General features: G+C 68.1%; 17 protein-coding genes and 6 pseudogenes. 11 read left to right on the plus strand and 12 right to left on the minus strand.

Translation table 11 applies throughout. The features are described from left to right. Positions 1-118 precede the first annotated feature (118 nt). Positions 119-326 (plus strand): annotated as a pseudogene (locus AB0C59_RS34160) (transposase); the annotation flags it as partial. 92 nt (positions 327-418) lie between these two features. On the opposite strand, the gene AB0C59_RS34165 reads toward AB0C59_RS34160, so the two are convergent. Continuing rightward, positions 419-934: a DinB family protein gene (locus AB0C59_RS34165; RefSeq protein ID WP_363011638.1), complete on the minus strand. Its 516-nt coding sequence runs from the start codon at positions 932-934 to the stop codon at positions 419-421. Between the two features lie 402 nt (positions 935-1,336). On the opposite strand from AB0C59_RS34165, the pseudogene AB0C59_RS34170 reads away from it, so the two are divergent. Further along, positions 1,337-2,455, plus strand: a pseudogene (locus tag AB0C59_RS34170) (IS630 family transposase). A gap of 21 nt (positions 2,456-2,476) precedes the next feature. Here the strand turns inward: AB0C59_RS34170 and AB0C59_RS34175 are convergent. The 8 genes and pseudogenes from AB0C59_RS34175 to AB0C59_RS34210 form a co-directional block, all read right to left on the minus strand. Next, the gene (locus AB0C59_RS34175; protein ID WP_363011640.1) at positions 2,477-3,016 is read right to left on the minus strand and encodes a GNAT family N-acetyltransferase; all 540 of its coding nucleotides are present in this window, start codon (positions 3,014-3,016) and stop codon (positions 2,477-2,479) included. Positions 3,017-3,912: 896 nt separating this feature from the next. Then, positions 3,913-4,950: a MerR family transcriptional regulator gene (locus tag AB0C59_RS34180; protein ID WP_363011642.1), complete on the minus strand. Its 1,038-nt coding sequence runs from the start codon at positions 4,948-4,950 to the stop codon at positions 3,913-3,915. Further along, entirely contained in the window at positions 4,944-5,687 is a 744-nt protein-coding gene (locus tag AB0C59_RS34185; RefSeq protein ID WP_363011644.1) for a HEAT repeat domain-containing protein, read from the minus strand. The genes AB0C59_RS34180 and AB0C59_RS34185 overlap by 7 nt, the downstream gene beginning before the upstream one ends. Positions 5,688-5,757: 70 nt before the next feature. Next, positions 5,758-5,940: a hypothetical protein gene (locus AB0C59_RS34190; RefSeq protein ID WP_363011646.1), complete on the minus strand. Its 183-nt coding sequence runs from the start codon at positions 5,938-5,940 to the stop codon at positions 5,758-5,760. Next, positions 5,940-6,116 (minus strand): hypothetical protein, encoded by a 177-nt coding sequence (locus AB0C59_RS34195; RefSeq protein WP_363011648.1) that lies wholly within the window; start codon positions 6,114-6,116, stop codon positions 5,940-5,942. Before AB0C59_RS34195 ends, AB0C59_RS34190 begins: the two co-directional genes overlap by 1 nt. Positions 6,117-6,548: 432 nt before the next feature. After that, positions 6,549-7,776, minus strand: a pseudogene (gene thrS / locus AB0C59_RS34200) (threonine--tRNA ligase). 684 nt (positions 7,777-8,460) lie between these two features. Continuing rightward, positions 8,461-8,826: an NUDIX domain-containing protein gene (locus AB0C59_RS34205; protein WP_363011650.1), complete on the minus strand. Its 366-nt coding sequence runs from the start codon at positions 8,824-8,826 to the stop codon at positions 8,461-8,463. Positions 8,827-8,835: 9 nt separating this feature from the next. Then, a complete protein-coding gene (locus tag AB0C59_RS34210) occupies positions 8,836-9,039 on the minus strand; it encodes a hypothetical protein (RefSeq protein ID WP_363011669.1) in 204 nt (67 codons plus the stop codon). Positions 9,040-9,075: 36 nt separating this feature from the next. Here AB0C59_RS34210 and AB0C59_RS34215 point away from each other — a divergent pair, with 36 nt between their 5' ends. The 8 genes and pseudogenes from AB0C59_RS34215 (at position 9,076) to AB0C59_RS34250 (ending at position 15,857) form a co-directional block, all read left to right on the plus strand. Next, a complete protein-coding gene (locus AB0C59_RS34215) occupies positions 9,076-9,300 on the plus strand; it encodes a helix-turn-helix domain-containing protein (protein ID WP_363011652.1) in 225 nt (74 codons plus the stop codon). Beyond that, positions 9,222-9,473: pseudogene (locus tag AB0C59_RS34220) on the plus strand (IS5/IS1182 family transposase); the annotation flags it as partial. The gene AB0C59_RS34215 and the pseudogene AB0C59_RS34220, both read left to right, overlap by 79 nt. Before the next feature lie 215 nt (positions 9,474-9,688). Next, entirely contained in the window at positions 9,689-10,519 is an 831-nt protein-coding gene (locus AB0C59_RS34225) for an STAS domain-containing protein (RefSeq protein WP_363011654.1), read from the plus strand. Next, positions 10,516-10,884 carry an STAS domain-containing protein gene (locus tag AB0C59_RS34230; protein ID WP_363011656.1) on the plus strand — a complete coding sequence of 123 codons (369 nt, stop codon included), beginning with the start codon at positions 10,516-10,518 and terminating at the stop codon, positions 10,882-10,884. Before AB0C59_RS34225 ends, AB0C59_RS34230 begins: the two co-directional genes overlap by 4 nt. Then, on the plus strand, positions 10,881-11,300 hold the full coding sequence (locus AB0C59_RS34235; RefSeq protein ID WP_363011659.1) for an ATP-binding protein: 420 nt from the start codon (positions 10,881-10,883) through the stop codon (positions 11,298-11,300). The genes AB0C59_RS34230 and AB0C59_RS34235 overlap by 4 nt, the downstream gene beginning before the upstream one ends. Continuing rightward, positions 11,297-12,334, plus strand: coding sequence for an ATP-binding SpoIIE family protein phosphatase (locus AB0C59_RS34240; RefSeq protein WP_363011661.1), 1,038 nt, complete (start codon positions 11,297-11,299; stop codon positions 12,332-12,334). Before AB0C59_RS34235 ends, AB0C59_RS34240 begins: the two co-directional genes overlap by 4 nt. Further along, complete coding sequence (locus AB0C59_RS34245; protein ID WP_363011663.1) at positions 12,331-14,244, plus strand: ATP-binding protein; 1,914 nt, start codon at positions 12,331-12,333, stop codon at positions 14,242-14,244. The genes AB0C59_RS34240 and AB0C59_RS34245 overlap by 4 nt, the downstream gene beginning before the upstream one ends. Then, positions 14,241-15,857 carry a fused response regulator/phosphatase gene (locus tag AB0C59_RS34250; protein ID WP_363011666.1) on the plus strand — a complete coding sequence of 539 codons (1,617 nt, stop codon included), beginning with the start codon at positions 14,241-14,243 and terminating at the stop codon, positions 15,855-15,857. The genes AB0C59_RS34245 and AB0C59_RS34250 overlap by 4 nt, the downstream gene beginning before the upstream one ends. Positions 15,858-16,012: 155 nt before the next feature. Here the strand turns inward: AB0C59_RS34250 and AB0C59_RS34255 are convergent. The 3 genes and pseudogenes from AB0C59_RS34255 to AB0C59_RS34265 form a co-directional block, all read right to left on the minus strand. Continuing rightward, positions 16,013-16,213, minus strand: a pseudogene (locus AB0C59_RS34255) (hypothetical protein). Between the two features lies 1 nt (position 16,214). Then, entirely contained in the window at positions 16,215-16,385 is a 171-nt protein-coding gene (locus AB0C59_RS34260; protein WP_363011671.1) for a hypothetical protein, read from the minus strand. Continuing rightward, positions 16,378-17,509, minus strand: a pseudogene (locus tag AB0C59_RS34265) (IS630 family transposase). Before AB0C59_RS34265 ends, AB0C59_RS34260 begins: the two are co-directional and overlap by 8 nt. Before the next feature lie 246 nt (positions 17,510-17,755). Here AB0C59_RS34265 and AB0C59_RS34270 point away from each other — a divergent pair. Beyond that, positions 17,756-18,936, plus strand: a protein-coding gene (locus AB0C59_RS34270) for an IS3 family transposase (RefSeq protein ID WP_363011668.1) whose coding sequence is annotated in 2 segments (ribosomal slippage) — positions 17,756-18,040 and positions 18,043-18,936 — 1,179 coding nt in all. Because the reading frame shifts where the segments join, the coding sequence is not laid out codon by codon here. Positions 18,937-19,383 lie beyond the last annotated feature (447 nt).

Consider the following 19,383-nt stretch of genomic DNA (forward strand, 5'->3'; position numbering starts at 1 on the left):
GCGACAACACCAGCAAATAGCCCATCGCAGCCACTACCGACGACGTTCCGCCGACGAACCTGCTGGATAGATCACGAAACCGCACTGGAGTACTAGGTCCTGGTTCGTTGGCATGCCCATGGGGCGGGGAGATCTAACAAGTGAAGAATGGGCTCGGCTGACGCCGCATCTGCCGAAGTCCATTCAGCGTGGGGGTCGTTGGGAGAGCCATCAGCAGAGTGATCAACGGGATTCCGTTCCGGTAGCCTACCGGGGTGCCCTGGCGGGATTTGCCTGCGCGTTTCGGTGGGTGGAAGACCGTGTACGAGCGTCATCGACTCTGGTCAGCGGATGGCACATGAGACAGGATCTTCGCTTACGGCACCGTCACCGTTGCCTCGATCCGACTCTGGCTTCGGTCGGGCCCCACCGGGAAGTGCTAGTAGTAGCCCTTCGCACCGTCAAGCAGCTCCCTCACGATGTCCGCGTGCCCGGCGTGTCGTCCGGTCTCCTCGACGAGATGGATGAGCATCCAGCGGAGATTGGCGTTGCCGGCATGGAAGTCGGGGTGGCGGCCGACGTCGTCCAGGGAGGCCGCGGCCACGATCTCGTTGCTGCGGGCACACTGGGCCTCGTACTCCGTGAGCAACTCCTTCAGTGGGATGCCGTCGGTACGCCAGTTGGCGTCCTCGTCCGTCTCGTCGAAGGACGGGTTCTGCGACTTGTCGCCGCCCAGGAACACCACCTCCAGCCAGGTGTGCTCGACCCACCGCATATGGCTGATGAGCCCGGCCATCGTCATCACCGGCGAGGTCGGGATGACGGAGCGGCGCGCGTCAGCCTCGCTCAGGCCCTCGCACTTCCATCGCAGGATCTGCCGTTGCAGATCCAGCCAGCCCATGAGTGCGGTGCGTTCGTCGGCCTGCAAAGGGGGACGCTCAAGTGAAGGTGCCATGCCTGCACGTTAGGACGCTCAGCCTCCGACTGCCGCCTGATTTTCGACTCAAGATCCGCCGGACAGGTCTTAGGTCGGGGGGACTGGCGCGCCGGTCCACCCCAGGGACGGGCGCGAGGGGAGCCTGGACTCCGTGCAGCCTCTGCCTGTCTGGCGCATACCAGTGGCACCGTGAAGTGATTACGCCGTAATCACCCGCTGCCGCGTACATGAGGTCGCATCGCCCACCTGGAGAGGCACCTCGTGGAGCTCCAGACTCGCTTCCTCGAACGCCAGGAGCAACCTCTCGTGTGGGGTCGGACCGAAGCCTTCCATCTAGTGCTCTGACCGGGAAGGTTCGCCGGATTGGCGGTTCCAGCGGTTGGATGTCCGGAGACGTCCGATCCGACCGTTGGGGGTGTGGTGGCTGAGCTTGTTCGTGTGCGCAGGTTGACCGACCAGGAGGGGCAGAAGCTGCAGCAGATCGTGCGCCGGGGCAGCACCAGTTCGGTGCGGTACCGGCGCGCGATGATGCTGCTGGCCTCGGCCGGCGGAAACCGGGTCCCGGTGATCGCGAAGCTGGTCCAGGCCGACGAGGACACGGTCCGCGACGTGATCCACCGATTCAACGAGATCGGTCTGGCCTGCCTGGACCCTCGGTGGGCGGGAGGCCGTCCCCGCCTTCTCAGTCCTGACGACGAGGACTTCGTCGTCCCGACGGCCACCACCCGCCCGACCAAGCTCGGCCAGCCCTTCACCCGCTGGTCGATCCGCAACTCGCCGCCTACCTGCGGAAAGTGCACGGCCGTGTGATCCGGATCGGCCGCGAGGCGTTACGGTGCCTGCTCGCCGCCGCGGCGTCACCTTCCAACGCACCAAGACCTGGAAGAGTCGCCCGACCCCGAACGCGACGCCAAGCTGGACCGCATCGAGGAGGTGCTGGAACGCTTCCCGGACCGCGTGTTCGCGTTCGACGAGTTCGGGCCGCTCGGCATCCGCCCCGCCGCCGGAGCCGGCTGGGCTCCCGCCGGTCACCCCGAGCGCCATCCCGCGACCTATCACCGCACCCACGGGGTGCGGTACTTCCACGGCTGCTACTCCCTCGGCGACGACCGGCTGTGGGGCGTCAACCGCCGCAAGGAGGGTGCGGTAAACACCCTGGCCTCACTGAGGTCGATCCGGGCCGCGCGCCCGGACGGCGCCCCGATCTATGTCATCCTGGACAACCTGTCCGCCCACAAGGGCGACAAGATCCGTCGCTGGGCGAAGAAGAACCGCGTCGAGCTGTGTTTCACCCCCACCTACGCCTCCTGGGCCAACCCGATCGAAGCACATTTCGGGCCACTGCGGCAGTTCACGATCGCCAACTCCAACCACCGCAACCACCGCGTGCAGACCTGGGCCCTGCACGCCTACCTGCGCTGGCGTAACGCCAACGCCCGCCACCCCGACGTCCTCGCGGCGCAGCGTCGCGAACGCGCCCGCATCCGCAGCGAGAAGGGCATCCGCTGGGGCGGACGCCCGCTCTCCGCCGTGGCCTGACAAGCGACCGAGCCCAGAGCGTCAGGCCCTCACACCACGCGCGATTCGGTACAGCACGTTCGGACGCAGTGGCCCTTCGGGCGCGGTGGGGTCGTCGAAATCGTCAGCCGGGTCTCGGGTCATGCCGATCCGGCGCATCACTGCCTGGGAACGGAGGTTGGTGGCAGTCGTCACTGCAAGGATCTCGGGGAGTTCAAGCGTTTCGAAGCCGAAGGCAAGGCCAGCCAGGGCGGCCTCGGTGGCGTAGCCCTGGCCCCAGGACGAGCGAGCGAGCCTCCAACCGATCTCAACCCCTGTGAACGGCATGCCATCATCCACCTGATCCAAGCCCGCGAAACCGATGAACTCGCCCGTGGCCTGCAATTGAACTGCCCACCATCCGTAGCCTCGCTGGTCGAACTCAGCCTGGAACTGCGCCACGGAGGCAGCGCTCTGTTCACGGGTGAGCAGGTCGCCCAAGTGCTCCCGAACCTCGGGATCGGCATTCATCGCCGCCCACGGTTCAAGGTCGGAGTCTTGCCATCGGCGGAGCACGAGGCGATCGGTACGCAGTTCAGCCATGCTGCCCAGCCAACGTGAGCGCTGCCCCCAAGGCAATCCATTTTCTTCGGGACTGCTACCGCCGCTCAAGAGGAGAATGCACCGCTGGCTCCAAGACTGACGAAACGACCACCACCCCGGCGAACCTTCCCGGTCAGAGCACTAGACGGAGTTGATGCAGACTCACTGGCGTGCGAGTGATTACGCCGTAATCACTTCGCGTCACACGGTCAGGTCACCCGCAGATAGCTGCACGCGTGGTCACGTGCCCCTCCCCATCTCAGGCAGCAAGCTTCATCGGACGGGGGGCGCCATCTGGATGCCTCCGATCACTGCCACGGTCACGGGCTGGTGAACATGGAGCTCTTCGTAGCCTTGGCCTCCCGGCACACCGCAAGGGGACTGTCGAGTGATTACGTCGTAATCACTCGACGATGGGCACCCCGCGCGTGCCAAGCCGGTGGTGGAGGTAGTCCACGGCGTGTGGGGTGTCGGGGTGGACCAGGGTGACGGCGATCATGTCAGGGCCAGGGTGGTCGCCAGGCGTGGTGTGCGCGCGTTCCGCGAACGGCCCTACGCGTACGGCGATGCTCGGGTGCTGCCGGGCGTGCTGGGCTCGGGGTTGCGTGGGGCGGTGAGCACCATGCGGAGCTGGTCGATGGCGGCCTGGTCTACTGGTGAGGGGGCAGTCTTCCAGGGCTGCGCTATTCGGGCGCCTGGAGGATCGAAGGATGAGCACCCGACCCTCTGCCAGCGTCGGGGGAGCGGGGCGCTCACCCGGCGATTGTCGGGCGAGACACACATGCGGTGTGCATCACTGTCGTCCAGCTATGCCCGTGACACCTTCTGCCTCCCAGGCGGGGTCCTCGTGAAGCGCCTTGAGAGGCCATGGCTGATGCCTCGTTCAGATCGCGCTTTCAGGACTGCTCGTCAGATCGGTCTTCGAGGGACCTCTCTTTGAGAACTCCGACAAGGGCTGAGGCGACGAGGGCGACAGCGCTGTCGTCGTCGTGGGCCAGTCGGCGCAGGACCTCCTGCGCGGTGGTTCCCGCGAGCTCGACCAGCGCCTGGATAAGGCGGATCCGTGTCGCGGAGTCCGCGGTGGGCGCGGCCAGTTCGTCGAGCAGGGCGGTCGTGATCTGGTCCGTGCACCGGGGGTCCAGCGACAGCGTTCCCAGGGCCTCTGCCGCGTCCACGTCGTTGGAGCCCTCCACCACCATGCTGACGAGTGTGGGAACGGCCGCGGCCTCGCCCTGCCTGCCCAGTGCCAGAGCAGCGTGCCTGCGCACCGTCGTGTCCGGGTCCCCGAGGGCGTTCGTGAGCACCGCACTAGCATCCGGAGCCTCTGGCAGCTCGGCGATCGCCATCACCGCGCGCCGCCGGATGCCGGCGTCCTCCGAGTGCGCGCCGGCGTACAGGGTCGCCGCACCGTCGCCGTCCGATCGGGCGAGCGCCCAGCGCAGGGCGCCTGCGACGTGCGGGTCTGATTCGGTCAGGACCGCCCCAGCCAGCAGGTCGGCGGGCACCGAAGCATCCTCCGGCCGGGCCAGGACGGCCTGCTGTCTGCGCGCGGCGCTGGGCGAGTTGAGTTCCCGCATGAGTGCGACGATGCGCAGCACTCCCTGCCAGTCGGTGGGCGCCGACGCATCGATCGAATGGAGCCGCTCGAGCAGCTCCTGTTCCCGCGCCAGGCGGTCCTCAGTCCGCCGGATGAGATCGCTGACTAGGGCGGACGGCGTGAAGGCCGGGTCCTCCAGCGCGCGCCCGATCTGCTTGAGCGAGAGCCCGAGGGACCGCAGGCTCTCCACGTGGAAGATCCTGCGGACATCCTCGTCGGAGTACTCGCGGTAGCCACCGACAGTGCGGCCCGTGGGCCGCACCAACCCCAGGGCGTCGTAGTGCCGGAGCATCCGGGTGCTCACTCCGGAGCGGCGTGACACATCTCCGATCAGCAATCCCCGCCCTCCGATGCCTCTGCAGCCTTCGTGCCCTTCATCGACTCGGTCGTCTCCGCGGGGTCGGCGGCCTCCGAGGTTTCGGTGCCTGCCGACGCAGCCGAGGCGGCAGCGGCTCGTTCCGGACCGAGTGCGACCACGCGCTTTGACTCGTCGAGAGTCACGTCGAAACCGGTCTCCGGGCTCTGCCGGAGCAACTCGGTGGCACGGGCGTGCGCGGCCACCGCCGGGTCGGAACTCTCCGCGGCCCTCTCCAGCGCAGGCTTGCTCACGTCACCGAGGTCGGCCAAGGCCCGGCTGAGACTCAGCTGCACCGTGCGGTTGCCACGGCCGAGTTGTAGAACCAGTTCGTCGGCCAGGTCCTTCTTCTCGCACTCGGGCACGAGGACGACCGCGACGCGCCACGCGGTCCGCGCGACCTCGTCGTCGGCGTCCCGCAACATGTCGCGGGGGACCCAGGCCCACGTGCTCTTGTCGCCGATCTTGGAGAGTGTGTGCAGTGCCTGGCTGCGGGCCTGGGCACGCTCGGAGTCGAGCTCATGGCGGATCCGGGGCAGGGTGGTCTCCGGCGGGAGGCGGGTCAGCGCCCAGGACAGCATGTCTCGTACGAAGAAGTCCGGCTCGACCGCGCACCGCTCAACGAGCGTCTCCAGAAACACGGGGTCGGGGTTCGAGCCGACCGCCAGAGCCGTCTGAAGCCGGACCGACGAGTCCTCGGCGCCCAGGGCGCTGGTCACACGGGTGTTCTGCGGGGTTACGTCAGTCGTGTTGATCGGGACCACCTCCTGCGCCCAAGTGAAAACCTTGTCACCGTGTCAAGGTCAAGTCAGTGGCCGCGAATACGGCGACGTCCTGGTCGCAGCGCGGCGTCCAGGGCTGCCGGTTCTTGCAGGCGGCGAGCTCCGCGCCGAACGCGTCGACGGCGGCCTGGTCCTTGGAGGTAAAGGCGCCGGGGGCGTGTCCGCAGCGGCGGAAGCGGGGGTGCTTCATCAGATGGGCTCACGCTCGCGGGCAGACTGGGTCCAGGGCAGGGCGAGCCCGTCGTCGGCAGTGCGGGTCACGAGGTGTCCGTCCAGGTGGAAGACGGTCTGCGTGGCGTCCGGGCCGCAGGAGGTGAGGTAGTTCCACTGGCCGCCGATCTGCGCGGCGAGTACGGCGGCGCGCACTCTGCACGGTGGCGGAGACGACGGGATCGGTCGTGATGTTGGCGACGTGGCCGCGAGGGAGGATCAGGAGGCGGCCGTCGGTGCAGCCGCCGCTGCGGGGCACGATGGCGAGGGCATCGCTCCACTCTGGACATGCTAGCCGGGGCCCCGTCGTGGATGATCCAGCAGAACCGGCAGAACCGGCAGTCAGGGCGCGGGTGCTTGCGGGGGACTGGCGGCCGGTTGACGTGGTGGTGGGTGATCTGCACCCCGGTGCAGGCCTCCCGCATCCGGCGGCCGATGGCGTCGGCGGTGGCGGGTGCGCTTTTCCGGACCAAAGGGAGGCGGCCGGAATCGAGGAGAAGCAGCCGTGGAGCCGCACGAAGAACGAGTGGGCCAACCGCCACCGCCGCGGCAGTGAGAGCGGCCGGCCCACCCTGATCGCGGCGACTGCTATGAGGCCGGATCGGTCCACAGTTCGGTGCTGTGATCCCCGATGAGAGCGCTGATGTGGGTGAGTGCGTCGCTGACCGGCTGCGGGTCGAGTCGGCGTCCGTCACGCAAACGCAGTGCGATGTGATCGTCGGCGGCCTCCTTGGCGCCGATGACGGCTTGGTAGGGAACCAGGCGGGCCTCTCGGATTCGGGCGCCCAGGCTGCCGCGGTCCGGTCCCGCGATCTTGGTGCGCAGTCCCAGACCGGTGCAGCGCTGGGCGAGGGCTGCGGCGTTCGGCAGTTCGGTGTCGGAGATCGGGAGAATGACCAGCTGAGTGGGGGCGAGCCAGGCGGGGAAGGCACCGCCGTGCTGTTCGATGAGGTGGGCGACGGCTCGCTCCACACTGCCGATGATGCTGCGGTGGACCATGACCGGGCGGTGTTTGGCACCGTCCGCGCCGATGTACTGCAGGTCGAACTGCTCGGGCTGGTGGAAGTCGACCTGGACGGTGGACAGGGTGGACTCCCCGGCCGGCGCCGTCGGTGACCTGGACGTCGATCTTGGGGCCGTAGAACGCGGCCTCTCCCTCGGCCACCTCGTAGGGCAGGCCGGAGTGGTCGAGGACGTCGGTCAGCAGGGCGGTGGACCGCTGCCACTTCTCGGGGTCGGCAACGTACTTGCCACCGGGCCCCGGGAGGGAGAGCCGGTAGCGGGTCGGGGTGATGCCGAGTGCCTCGTACACCTGGCGGATCATCTCCAGCGCCGCCTGCGCCTCCTCGGCGACCTGGCCCAGGGTGCAGAAGATGTGCGCGTCGTTGAGCTGGATGGCCCGCACCCGGCTCAGCCCGCCGAGCACGCCCGAGAGTTCGGAGCGGTACATGCCGCCCAGTTCGGCCATCCGCAGGGGCAGTTCGCGGTAGCTGTGGGAGCGGGAGCGGTAGATCACCGCGTGATGGGGGCACAGGCTCGGCCGCAGGACAACCTGCTCTCCGCCGAGGTCCATCGGGGGGAACATGTCGTTGCTGTAGTGCGCCCAGTGTCCTGAGATCTCGTACAGCTCCCGCTTGCCGAGTACCGGTGAGTACACGTGCCGGTAGCCGGCCCGCCGCTCGGCGGCACGGATGTACTCCTCCAGGGTGTGCCTCACGGCTGCGCCGTCGGGCAGCCAGTACGGCAGGCCGGCGCCGATCAGCGGATCGGTGTCGAACAGGCCCAGTTCACGGCCGAGCTTGCGGTGGTCGTGCACGGTGCTCATCTCGGTCTCCCTGCTGGCTGTGGAGCAAGTGACCGGGCCTACGACGAAGCCCCAGGGCACTTGCCCCGGGGCTTCGGATCAGATCATCTGTCAGCGCGCCGGGACACTCTCCGGCGTCGTCGACATAGCAGCGCGCTTCATGGCGCAGACGTTAGCAGGATGTCCCGCGGTCCACATGTTCATTCCTCGGTCAGGAGATCCGCCGGACAGCCCCTGGGGGAGAGTGGGCCCGGCCGGAGCCGGCAGGTGATGCGGGATGATCAGCTGTTGCCGGGGTTCTCCTTCATCCGGTCGCAGTTCACCAGGAGCTGGACGGGGCGGCTCTGCGCGGTGGCGCGCAGCACGGGAGTTCCTGCACGGCGTCGTTGATGATGTCGGCCGTGCCCTGGGGGTGTTCAGGACGTCGTCGCGTACGTGCGCGTCTTGTCCGGTCTGGCGGGCGACGATGTCGGCGAGGGCCAGGTCGTCGGGCGGGCTCAGCAGGGCGTTGGCGAGGTTGATGCCCAAGACGGCGGCGCGGTAGCGGGCCGGCGGCGGGTCCTGCCAGCGGGCGCCGAAGGAGTCGATGAACACGTCTGTCGTCAGGGTGCCTTCAGGCTCGAAGTCGGACGGAGACGCCGGTGTGCTGCCCAGCGGGGAGAGCGGGGCGGCACACCGGCGTTTCGTGGTGGCCTTTCACGAGGTGGGGGCCGTGGCCACGTGGAGGATGTCCGCTTGGTCGAACGCCAGATGCTCCGGAAGGTCGTCCAGGGGCCACCAGCGGGCGGTGCGGGCGTCGTCTCCGGCCACGATCCGGGTGTTCTCAGGGACGACGACCGCGTACGCGACGGTGACGTACCGCCCGCGCGGGTCGCGCCCGGGGGAGTCCCAGACGCCGATCTGGCGCAGGTCGTCGGCGGCCGCCTGGACGCCGGTCTCCTCCATCAGTTCACGGGCAGCCGCGGCGGGGCTGGTCTCGTCGGCGTCGACGTGCCCCCCGGGCGTGAGGGCCACCACGTCGGCGGTGTAGCGGATGGCTTCGGGCGTCTCGGTGTCGCTCATGTGTGCCTCTCAGTGGGTGGTGTCGGTGATGGCGAGGAACTGGTCGCTGCCGAGGTCCATCACGACGCGGGGATTGGTGCCCTGGGCTCGCTGGGCGGCGGCGAACTCTTCGGCCGGCCAGGAGCCGCGGGGAGCTCCGGCGGGGAACCGCTCCAGTACCGGGGGCGTCGTCCCGGTGTGTTCGTCCGGCCGGTCAGCTTGGAGGAGGGGCAGCGGCTGCACCGGATCAGCCGGACCGCGAAGGACTCGGTGAGGCTGCGACGGGCGATCGTGGTGATGATGTCCGCGCAGGGTCAGCCCGTGCCAGACATCACCTCGTTGATGCAGGTCAGCACCGACTCTGTGCACGAAGTCATCCATGCGTTCAACGAGCGGGGGCTTGAGGCAGTGGCCGCGTCGACCCCGCCCGTCCCGGCTCCAGGCACCATCTCATCGTCGACCGTCACCGAACCCCGCTCGCTGCCGTGCTTATAGGCGGCAACTGGCACGACGTCACCCAGTCCTGCCACTGCTGGACGCGGTCCCGCCGATCCGGGACCAACGGAGCCGGCCCCGTTGCAGGCCCGGGCGGCTCTACGCCTACCGGAGCTACGACTTCGACAAGTACCGCCGCCTTCTGTGGAAAACGCGGCATCAAGCCCCTGATCACTCGTGGAACCGCTGGACGCAGACCGAGCGCCCGTCGGCTCACTCTCGGCGATGTCCGTTGGAGTGGCCACATGAGGCATCCGTTACGTGATGCAGCGAAGGAAGACGTGGCGTCGCAGTGAAGGGAGTGACCATCAGGTAGCAATACTGGCGTACGATTTCGGCGGCATATACAACCGAGTGCTTTGGGGACCTAGTGGCCGCTGAGAGCAACATGCACCTTCTAGTGGAGACGCTGGCCGCGCACCGGGATGTGTTCCTGGCCCAATGGATCGGAGAGGTGGGCAGGAACCTGCAGGGCAGGCTGAGCACCGCCGAACTCGGACGGGAACTGGGCGACCTGTACGACGCCGTCCTCCAGGCCATCACCGAGGGAGGCTTGGACGGCCGGAGCGAGCCGTTCGGGGAGGCGCGCGGCCTGCTGATCGAGCTGTCGCGCAGCCGCGCCCGGCAGGGGTTCACGCCCACCGAGACGGCCCGCAGCGTCTTCGCTCTCAAGGACGTTGTGGAGCCGACCCTGGCCGCCGACGAGCAGGACGCCCGCGCGTATCTCCAGTTCGCCCGGCTGCTCGACGATCTCGGTCTGCTCACCACCGAGGCGTACATTCGCACCCGCGAGGAGATCATTTCCACGCAGGCCGAGCAGCTCCTTGAGCTTTCCACACCGGTCGTGAAGCTGTGGGACGGCGTCGTCGGCGTCCCACTGGTGGGCACCTTGGACTCGGCCCGCACGCAGGTCGTCATGGAGAAGCTTCTCCAAGCCCTGGTGGACAGCGACTCCACTCACGCCATCATCGACATCACGGGCGTGCCCACTGTGGACACCCAGGTCGCCCAGCACCTGCTGAAGACCGTCGTAGCGGCACGTATGATGGGCGCGCAGTGCACCATCTCCGGCATTCGCCCGCAGATCGCCCAGACCATCGTGGCTCTGGGCATCGAGTTCGGTGATATCCCGACCAACGCCTCCCTGGCGGACGCGCTGCGCCAGGCGTTGAAGGAAGTCGCCGAGGACGCCAAGGACGAGGTGAAGGGTCTACTGTGACCGACCGCGTTCCCATTCTCAAGATCGGTGAGATTCTCCTGGTCTCCATCCAGTTCGATCTGGAGGACCAGAAGGTGCTGGACCTTCAGGACGATCTGTCGAACCGAATCGTCGAGACCGGCGCCAAGGGCGTCATCATCGACATCTCGTCGCTGGAGATCGTTGACTCATTCGTCGGGCGGATGCTGACCGTCAACGCGTCCCTCTCACGCGTCCTCGGCGCCGAGACCATCGTCGTCGGCATGCGGCCGGCGGTGGCGATCACCCTTGTCGAACTCGGGCTGTCCCTGAACGACGTCCGCACCGCGTTGAACCTTGAGCGCGGGCTGAAGCTGCTGCGGCGTCTCAACGCAGGTCGGGCATGAAGGACTACGGCGCGTCCCTCGTGGCGGCCGAGACTGTCCCGGTGAACAGCAACAGTGAGGTGGTCCACGCACGCCAGATGGTGCGCACCCTGGCGCTGCGCGGCAAACTGTCGCTCGTCCATCAGACCAAGCTGGTCACGGCGGCTAGCGAACTCGGGCGCAACATGCTGATCTACGGCGGCGGAGGCGTGGTGCGCGCGGCTATGGTCCACGATGGCGGCCGCTGCGGCGTCTACGTCGAGTTCCGCGACCAGGGGCCAGGGATACCGGACCTCGAGGTCGCGATGCAGGACGGGTGGACATCCGGCAGCGGTATGGGGCTCGGTCTCAGCGGTGCCAAGCGACTCGTGGACGAATTCGACATCGAATCCGGCCAGGGGGGCACAACGGTGCGGATTGTGAAGTGGGGCCGGTGACCACGGGTCTCGTCGTCGAAGCCGGCGATGTCCATTGGCTGCGTGTGGACATCGCCCTGGCCGCCGCCGCGCGCCGCCAGGCTGGCCTGCTGGCCCGCGCCGTCGGACTGTCCGAGGACCGCACATCACAGGTCGAGCTGTGCGTGACGGAGATGGCCAGCAACCTGCTCAAGCACGCCAACGACGGCTCCCTCGCCCTGCGTGTGGTGCGCGCTCGTGGCCGTGCCGGAGTCGAGTGCCTCTCGCTCGACGACGGCCCCGGCATCGACGACGTGCAGTGGGCGCTACGCGATGGCAGGTCCGCCTACGGCAGCCTCGGCATTGGGATGGGCGCCATCGAGCGGCTCGCCGACGACTGCGGCATTCACTCGTTGCCCGGTCGCGGCACGGTGGTCTATACGCGTTTCTGGACGGATGGCTCGGCGGTGGAGCCCGAAACCGTTGCGACGGGCGGTCTGACCCGCCCGATCAGCGGCGAGCAACTGTGCGGCGATACCTGGGCCGTGCGCTCACTGGACGGCTCCGGCGCGCAGGCGTGGCTGCTGATGATGTGCGACGGACTCGGCCACGGGCCGCTGGCGGCCCGAGTCGGGGACCAGGCCAAAGCGGCCTTTCGTGAGAGTCAGAACATCAACCCAGAAGCTGTGCTCCGCGACGTGCATCAAAGCCTTCGGGGCAGCCGCGGAGCGGCCGTCGCGATCGCGCTGGTGGACCTGGCCGACCAGCGCGCCCACCTGAGCGGAGTCGGCAACATCACGGCACTGCGCGTGTACGAAGGCACCCGCAGCGGGCTGCTCTCGACTCCCGGCATCGTCGGTGTGCAGCTGCCCCGGGCACGTACTCAGGCCGTGGCGTTCCCGCCGGGCGCTGCCCTGGTCATGCACTCCGATGGCCTCAGCGACCGGTGGAAGCCCGCGGACCTTCCCGGGCTCTTCGTGCAGGATCCTTCCTTGGCAGCGGGCCAGCTGTTGAACCAGGCCGCGGTCCGTAGGGACGACGCCGGGATCGTCGTGGCCCTGCACCGTCCATCATGAATCCTGGCCGGTCCGCCCACGAGGTGCTCACGATCGCCCTCCTTGAGCAGGGCGACGTGGTCTCCTTGCGCCGGTGCACGCAGTCGATGTGCCGCATCGCGGGCCTCAACGACAGTGCCCTGGTCCGACTGACTACCGTCGTCAGCGAGGCTGGCGAGCGTCTGCTCAGCGCACCGGGACTCAGTGCACAGCTGGGTCTGGAAGAGGCTGGCGCGGTCATGGTGACGGTACGCCTCCGCTGGCTCGGCAACCGGCGGCTTCCGTCGACCCTGCTGTCCGCGGCCGGCCGCCTGCTCGACGACTCAACGCTGAGCTGCGCGGACGGCGACGGCAGCAATGAACTGGTGCTCTCACAGCGCACCCCGGCGCCATTGGCGTCCCTGGGTGACCTGGCCGCCGACGTGCGTCGCAGGCTGGCCGACGCAGATACGGCAGCCGACCTGATCGAGGCGCTCCGCACCCAGAACGGCCAGCTACTGGCCGCCTTGGAGGAGTCCCAGCACCAGCAGGAGGAACTGGAGCGGCTCAACGCGGAACTGGAAGAGACCAACACCGGCGTCATGGCCCTGTACTCCGAGCTGGCGAGCGAGTTGGAGGAGACCAACAGCGGTGTCGTGGCCCTCTACGCCGAGTTGGAGGACAAGTCACGCCAGCTGGAACTCGCCAACGAGTACAAGAATCGTTTCTGGGCCAACGTCAGTCACGAGCTGCGGTCGCCGGTCAACTCCATCATCGCCCTGGCCCGGCTGTTGCTGGACCCCTCGGCGGAACCTCTGACCGGCGAGCAGCGCCAGCAGGTGGCGCTCGTGCAGGCCTCTGGCAGCACCCTGCTGGCTCTGGTCGACGAACTGCTCGACGTCGCGAAGGCGGAGTCCGGCCGATTGGAACCCTATCCGGCCGACGTCGACCTGCGGTCGCTGCTGCACCAGTTGCGCGGGACACTGCAAGGCACCGCCCGAGCCGGGGTGGAACTCTTCATCCCCGACCACGTCCAGCGCGGACCCCTCGTTACGGACGACGTCATGCTCACCAGGATTCTGCGCAATGTCCTGTCGAACGCGCTGAAATTCACCTCGGACGGTTCGGTGGCCCTGGACGTCGCGGAGAAGGACGACGGCCACGGGGCCCGCTTCGTCTTCCGCGTCCGCGACACCGGCGTCGGTATCCCGTCGAGCGAACTGGAGCGCGTCTTCGAGGAGTTTTACCAGGTGCAGGGCCCACATCAGCGAGGTCGTGCCGGGACGGGCCTGGGCCTGCCCTACGCCCGCAGACTCACCGAACTGCTGGGCGGCACCCTGCACCTGGACAGTGAGGCCGGCCAGGGCACGACCGTTTCCGTCGACATCCCCGCCCGCCTCGCCCAGCCGATGGCGCAGGCCCCCCCGACCGGTCCGGCGGTCCAGGTGCCGCTGCGTACCGCACTGCCCGCCGCAGAGAACGCGACCGGCGGAGCTGCGAACACCATGCCCGCCGGCAGCCCGGCTGGCACACACGTAGTAGCGATCGACGACGACGAGGCATTCCTCGCCACCGTCTCCCCGCTCTTGGAAGGGCTCGCCGCCTCCGTCGTCGTCCTTGCCGACAGCGCCCAAGCCGTCGCCACCATCGAACGCGAACAGCCCGACCTCGTCCTGCTCGACCTCAACATGCCCGATGCCGACGGATACGAAGTGCATCGGCTGCTCGCCGCAAACCCAGGCACGATGCACATCCCCGTCGCCGTTCTGACCGCACTGGAAGCCGACCAGGTGGACGCCTCCCGACTGCAAGGGACTCGGGCCGTGCTGAACAAGCACCGCCTCACCGCAGCGGACCTCGCCGCCGTCCTCTCCAGCATCCAAACCACGCCGCGCGCGCCACAGACGCCTTCTTCCGCCCCGTCGACGTCTAGCGCCCAGGAACCCCGATGAACCAGCCGACCGACACGGACCAAAGTCCGGCGCACATCCTGGTGGTGGACGACACCCCCACCAACCGGTATGTCCTTGCCACTATGTTGCGACGCGCCGGGCATGAGGTCACCGAGGCGGAGGACGGCACCCGCGCACTCGAACTCCTCGCCGGCCCCGGTCCGCTGCCCGAACTGGCCATCGTCGACGTACGCCTGCCCGACATGAGCGGGTTCGAGGTGTGCGAGCACATCAAGAAGACATCGGCCACCGCCGCTGTCCCCGTCATCAACATCTCCGCTTCCGCGATCACCGTCGACGACCGGGCCCACGGGCTCTACCGCGGAGCGGACGCCTACCTCGTCGAGCCCGTCGCCCCCGCGGAACTGCTCGCCACGGTCACCGCGACCCTGCGCTACGCGCGGGCCCGCCGCCGCGCCGAACTGCTCGCGGAGCGGCTCCGCCTGCTCAACCGCTTCACACTGGCCCTGTACAGCGCGCCCGACGCACAGAACCTGGCCAAGGTGGCGGCCGAGGCAGCCGGAGCCATCTTCCGCAGCGATGTCGCAGTGCTCCTGTCCACACCGCAGGGCAGCGCACTGGTCGCCCACACCTGGCCGGACCAGGCCGGCTCGGCGGGCTGCGGCGAGGTGGAGGTCCACGCCTCGCAGGACCGGCCGTCCCAGCACGATTCGTCCAGTACGCGGTACGCCCGGGAGACGGGACCCGATCTGCCCTGCGCACCGCCCAGGCTCAAGGATCCGACAAAACGCCGCGTCGCCGTCGGCCGTGCAAAGGCCGACCGACAGCCCTTCATTGTCCTCACCTCAGCAGACACGGTAGCCACCCCCGAGGACGAGCAACTGCTGACCCAGCTCGCTCAGACCGGCGCCCTGGCCCTCGAGGCCCTGCGCAGCTACAGCGAGGAACACGCCTTGGCACTCACACTGCAGCGCAGCTTCCTGCCCGACAGGCTGCCGCGCACGGCGCGCGCGAACCTCGCCGTGCGCTACCTGCCTGCCAGCGAGCGCACCGAGATCGGCGGCGACTTCTACGAGGCCGTCACCACGCCCGCCGGGCTCATCGTGGCCGTCGGTGACGTCGCCGGGCACTCGCTAGACGCAGCCATGGTCATGGGCCAAGTGCGCCATGCGCTGCGCGCCTACGCCGCCGAGGGGCACCCTCCGCACGTCATCCTGACCCAGCTCGATCATCTGCTGACGTCGGCGGAGCCGGGTGCCACCGTCACACTCTGCGTCATACTGATCGAGAGCAGCTCAGACGTCCTGCACATCGCGAACGCCGGACACCTGCCGCCCCTGATCCGCAACCCTGACGGCACCACCTGGTACTGCCGCGACCACGGCCCCCTGCTGGGGCTCAACCTTCCCCACCCAGCCGCCCAGCGCGTAGCGATAGAGGCCGGATCCCTCCTGGTTCTCATCACGGACGGGCTCGTCGAGCGCCGACACGAGGACCTAGAGGACTCCCTAAACGCTCTCGCCGTCCTGGTCGGCAAGGGTGGCACCGACCCCGAAGAGGTGTGCAGCAGGTTGCTGGACCGCCTGCTGCCGGACGGCAGCGACGATGTGGCTCTAATGGCAGTCCAAGTCCACGCGAGCCTGCCGGACTGACGCAACCGCCGCACCGGAAACCCTGTGGTGCTGCCCGACAGCTGCGCCGAGTGCCACTGTTCACCGGTCGGGGGCCCCGTTGCTCCACTCGTGGACGAACGTGGGCAAGGCCCCCTCCTGGATGATCCGGCAGAACGGGCAGTCGAGGCGCGGGCTCACGGGGGACCGGCGGCCGGTTGCGTGGTGGGCGACCTGCACCTGGTCGCCGCCCTCCCACATCCGGCGGGTGCGCTTTTCTGCGGGCAGTCCTGACGCGGCCGGAGCCCGGCGTGGGCCTCACGGCTGGCATACGCGTGGAACCAGCACTGCGTGCACTAGCCCCGCGGGGGCGGATTCGTCGCCTTCGCGCTCGCCATCTCAGCTGTCTCCTTGCGGATGGAGGGCGCGGGCAGCCCAGATGAGGCGCTGCCCGGCGTCGTCGGTGAGCAAGGCTGCGGCCTCGTGCATCGGGCAGGAGGCGTCACCGTCGCGGTCGGGCTCGATCTGCTCGGCACAGCGCGCGCCGGTAGCGAGTGCCGCATCAGGCAACGTTTGCCCTGTCGACGACGGCGCGTAGGCGTCGGTCGTCGGCGTGGCGGTTTCGCCAGATGATGTAGCGGCGGATCATGCTGCCCTGTTCTTTGTGGCTGGCGTGGTCGGTGCCGTCGAGGGTGAAGTAGCGCAGAGCGGTGAACTGGGCCTCGATCCTGTTGGGCCAGGAGCTGTTGGTGGGGGTGTAGGCGATCTCGACGTTGTTTGCCGCGGCCCAGGTTCCGACGCGCTGGCACTTCTTTGTGGTCAGGTGCGGCGAGAAGTTGTCGCAGACGATCGCGATCCGCACCGTCGGCGGGTAGAGGGTGCGGAGGTAACGGCAGAACTCCAGGAACTGGGTGCGCCGCTTGACGGGTTTGATGTGGCCGTAGAGCTTGTCCTTGGCAAGGTCGAGGGCTGCGAACAGGTGTCGTACTCCTCCGTAGCGGTTGTATGTCGCTCGACGTCGGCGGCGTGGTTCGCGGTCGGGGTCCTTGTGCTTGCCGCCGCGCTCGGCCCACTGCCGGCCGGGGTGGGGCATCAGGTTGAGCGGGCCGAACTCGTCCATGCAGAAGACGACGTCAGGCTCGCCTGCTTCGGGTATGACCTCGCCGTCGGCGATCGCGTAAAGATGTTCGACGCGGGCCTTCTTGGCCGCGTAGTCCGGGTCGCTGGAGGTCTTTCAGGTCTTCAGGCGTTGAAAGGAGACGCCTTCCTCGCGGAGCAGGATGCGCAGGCCCTCGTGGCTGATGTCGTCGACCACCCCCTCGGCGACCAGGAAGTCCGCCAGCTGTCAGGCTCCATGTCGAGAACGGCAGGTCGTGCTCGGTCGGCTTGGACTTGGCGATCTTCTTGATCTCGCGCCGCTCGGGCAGCGTGAACGTCCTGGGCCGACCGCCGGAGTACTTCGGATACAGCGAGTCGATACCGTCCGTGTTGAAGTTGTGGATCACGTCCCGGACCCGGTCGTCGCTGGTGAATGACACCTCGGCGATCCTCGCCACCGGCATGCCCTGCGCGGACAACAGCACCATCTGGGCCCGCCGCCAGGTCACCACCGACCCGATGCCACTGCGGATGATCCGGAGCAGCCGCCTGCCCTCGTCGTCATCGATCTTACGGACCTGCACACATTCAACCACGTGATCATTCTGGCCCGGCCCACCGTGCAGGGAACCACCCGCGCGGCGGACTGTCACGAGGCAAACATTGTCAGCGCGCGGGTTAGCTCGGCGTCGTACTGATCGGCGTCGAAGTGAAAACCCGGAGGGTGCGCCGCATCAACGGGTACCTGCCAGTCGGACCACTCCACGATCCCACGGGACTGCTGCACGAGCCGGTGACATCTTGACCTGGCTTGCTGAGAGGCGGCCTGGAAGGATGTTGCAGTGCCCAAGCCGTATCCGAAGGAGTTCCGCGAGGACGTTGTGCGGGTCGCGCGTAACCGTGAGCCCGGCGTCACGCTGGAACAGATCGCCGCTGACTTCGGCGTCCACCCGATCACGTTGTCGAAGTGGCTGCGCCGCGCCGATGCCGACGAGGGTCCCAGGTCCGCAATGCCGTCGGGTGAGTCGGCCGAGCTGCGCGAGGCTCGCAAGCGCATCCGGTTGCTGGAGCAGGAGAACGAGGTGCTGCGGAGGGCTGCGGCGTATCTGTCGCAGGCGAACCTGCCGGCAAAATGATGTACCCGCTCGTCCGCGAGCCGGCCGCCGCCGCTGCACCTCACAGGGTGCCGGTGGCGGTGACGTGCCAGGTACTCAAGCTGGCCCGCCAGCCCTACTACCGGTGGCTGGCCTCTCCAGTCACCAACGCCGAGCTGACCGAGGCATACCGGGCAGGCGCTCTGTTCGACGCCCACCACGACGATCCCGAGTTCGGTCACCGCTTCCTCCTCGACGAGGCCCGCGCGGCCGGTGAGGCGATGGCCGAGCGGACCGCCTGGCGGATCTGCCGGGACAACCGCTGGTGGAGCGTCTTCGGCAAGCGGCGGGGCCGCGGCAAGAACGTCAAGGCCGGACCGCCGGTCCACGACGACCGCGTGCGCCGCGACTTCACCGCGGACGGGCCGAACCGGCTGTGGCTCACGGACATCACCGAGCACGCGACCGGCGAGGGCAAGCTGTATCTGTGCGCGGTCAAGGACGTCTACTCCGGCCGCATCGTGGGCTATTCCATCGACGCCCGGATGAAGTCCCGCCTCGCGGTGGCCGCGCTGGAGTCCGCACTCGCCCGCCGCGGCCCCGCTGAGGGTTGCATCGTGCACTCCGACCGCGGGTCGCAATTCCGGTCCCGCAAGGTCGCTGCCGTACTCACTCGGCACGGCCTGGTCGGCTCGATGGGCCGGGTCGGGGCCGCCGGCGACAACGCCGCAATGGAGAGCTTCTTCGCCCTGCTGCAGAAGAACGTCCTCGACCGCCGCGTCTGGGCCACCCGACAGGAGTTGCGGATCGCGATCGTCACCTGGATCGAGCGGACCTACCACCGGCGCCGACGGCAACGACGCCTCGGCCGATTGACCCCTGTCGAGTACGAGACCATCATGACCCCACCCGCAGCCCTGGCTGCATAAACCCCGCTGTCACCTGATCACGCAGCAGTCCCCGCCGTCGTCCTGAGCTTCATGTGTGTTCCCTTTCGGCTATATGCCGTAGAACGGAGTGATCGTACGCACGTCCTGGATTCAGAGCGCAAAAGCAGACCGATCACAACACCCTCTAGGCCACTGCGAACGGGGGCGGTTGCTGACATGTGTACCCGAACAGCTCAACACGCTCCCGGAGCGTAGAAGGTGGCGGTCGGCACTGCGCGGCGTTGCGGAGACCGTTTCGTGGCTGCGGATGTGACACCGGTCGGTTCCGGTAAAGCAGCCCGCCGCCGCCGACGGCGGCCGCGGCGACAGGCTGCCACCAACTGTGGGCGTAAAAGGTCCTAACAAAGACGCTGAACGTGTCGGTAGGTGATCAGACAGCTGGCGAGGCCGAGGAAGCCTTCGTGGATGTCGTCGCGTCGTTCCCAA

This window comes from Streptomyces sp. NPDC048664 (genome assembly GCF_040650555.1).
Classification (GTDB): domain Bacteria; phylum Actinomycetota; class Actinomycetes; order Streptomycetales; family Streptomycetaceae; genus Streptomyces.

What these genes read in the sequence shown, in the direction of transcription:
- AB0C59_RS34165 (WP_363011638.1), bottom strand. Translation starts at nt 934, where the DNA reads ATGGCACCTTCACTTGAGCGTCCCCCTTTGCAGGCCGACGAACGCACC.
- AB0C59_RS34175 (WP_363011640.1), bottom strand. Translation starts at nt 3,016, where the DNA reads ATGGCTGAACTGCGTACCGATCGCCTCGTGCTCCGCCGATGGCAAGAC.
- AB0C59_RS34190 (WP_363011646.1), bottom strand. Translation starts at nt 5,940, where the DNA reads ATGAAGCACCCCCGCTTCCGCCGCTGCGGACACGCCCCCGGCGCCTTT.
- AB0C59_RS34205 (WP_363011650.1), bottom strand. Translation starts at nt 8,826, where the DNA reads ATGAGCGACACCGAGACGCCCGAAGCCATCCGCTACACCGCCGACGTG.
- AB0C59_RS34225 (WP_363011654.1), top strand. Translation starts at nt 9,689, where the DNA reads ATGCACCTTCTAGTGGAGACGCTGGCCGCGCACCGGGATGTGTTCCTG.
- AB0C59_RS34235 (WP_363011659.1), top strand. Translation starts at nt 10,881, where the DNA reads ATGAAGGACTACGGCGCGTCCCTCGTGGCGGCCGAGACTGTCCCGGTG.
- AB0C59_RS34245 (WP_363011663.1), top strand. Translation starts at nt 12,331, where the DNA reads ATGAATCCTGGCCGGTCCGCCCACGAGGTGCTCACGATCGCCCTCCTT.
- AB0C59_RS34250 (WP_363011666.1), top strand. Translation starts at nt 14,241, where the DNA reads ATGAACCAGCCGACCGACACGGACCAAAGTCCGGCGCACATCCTGGTG.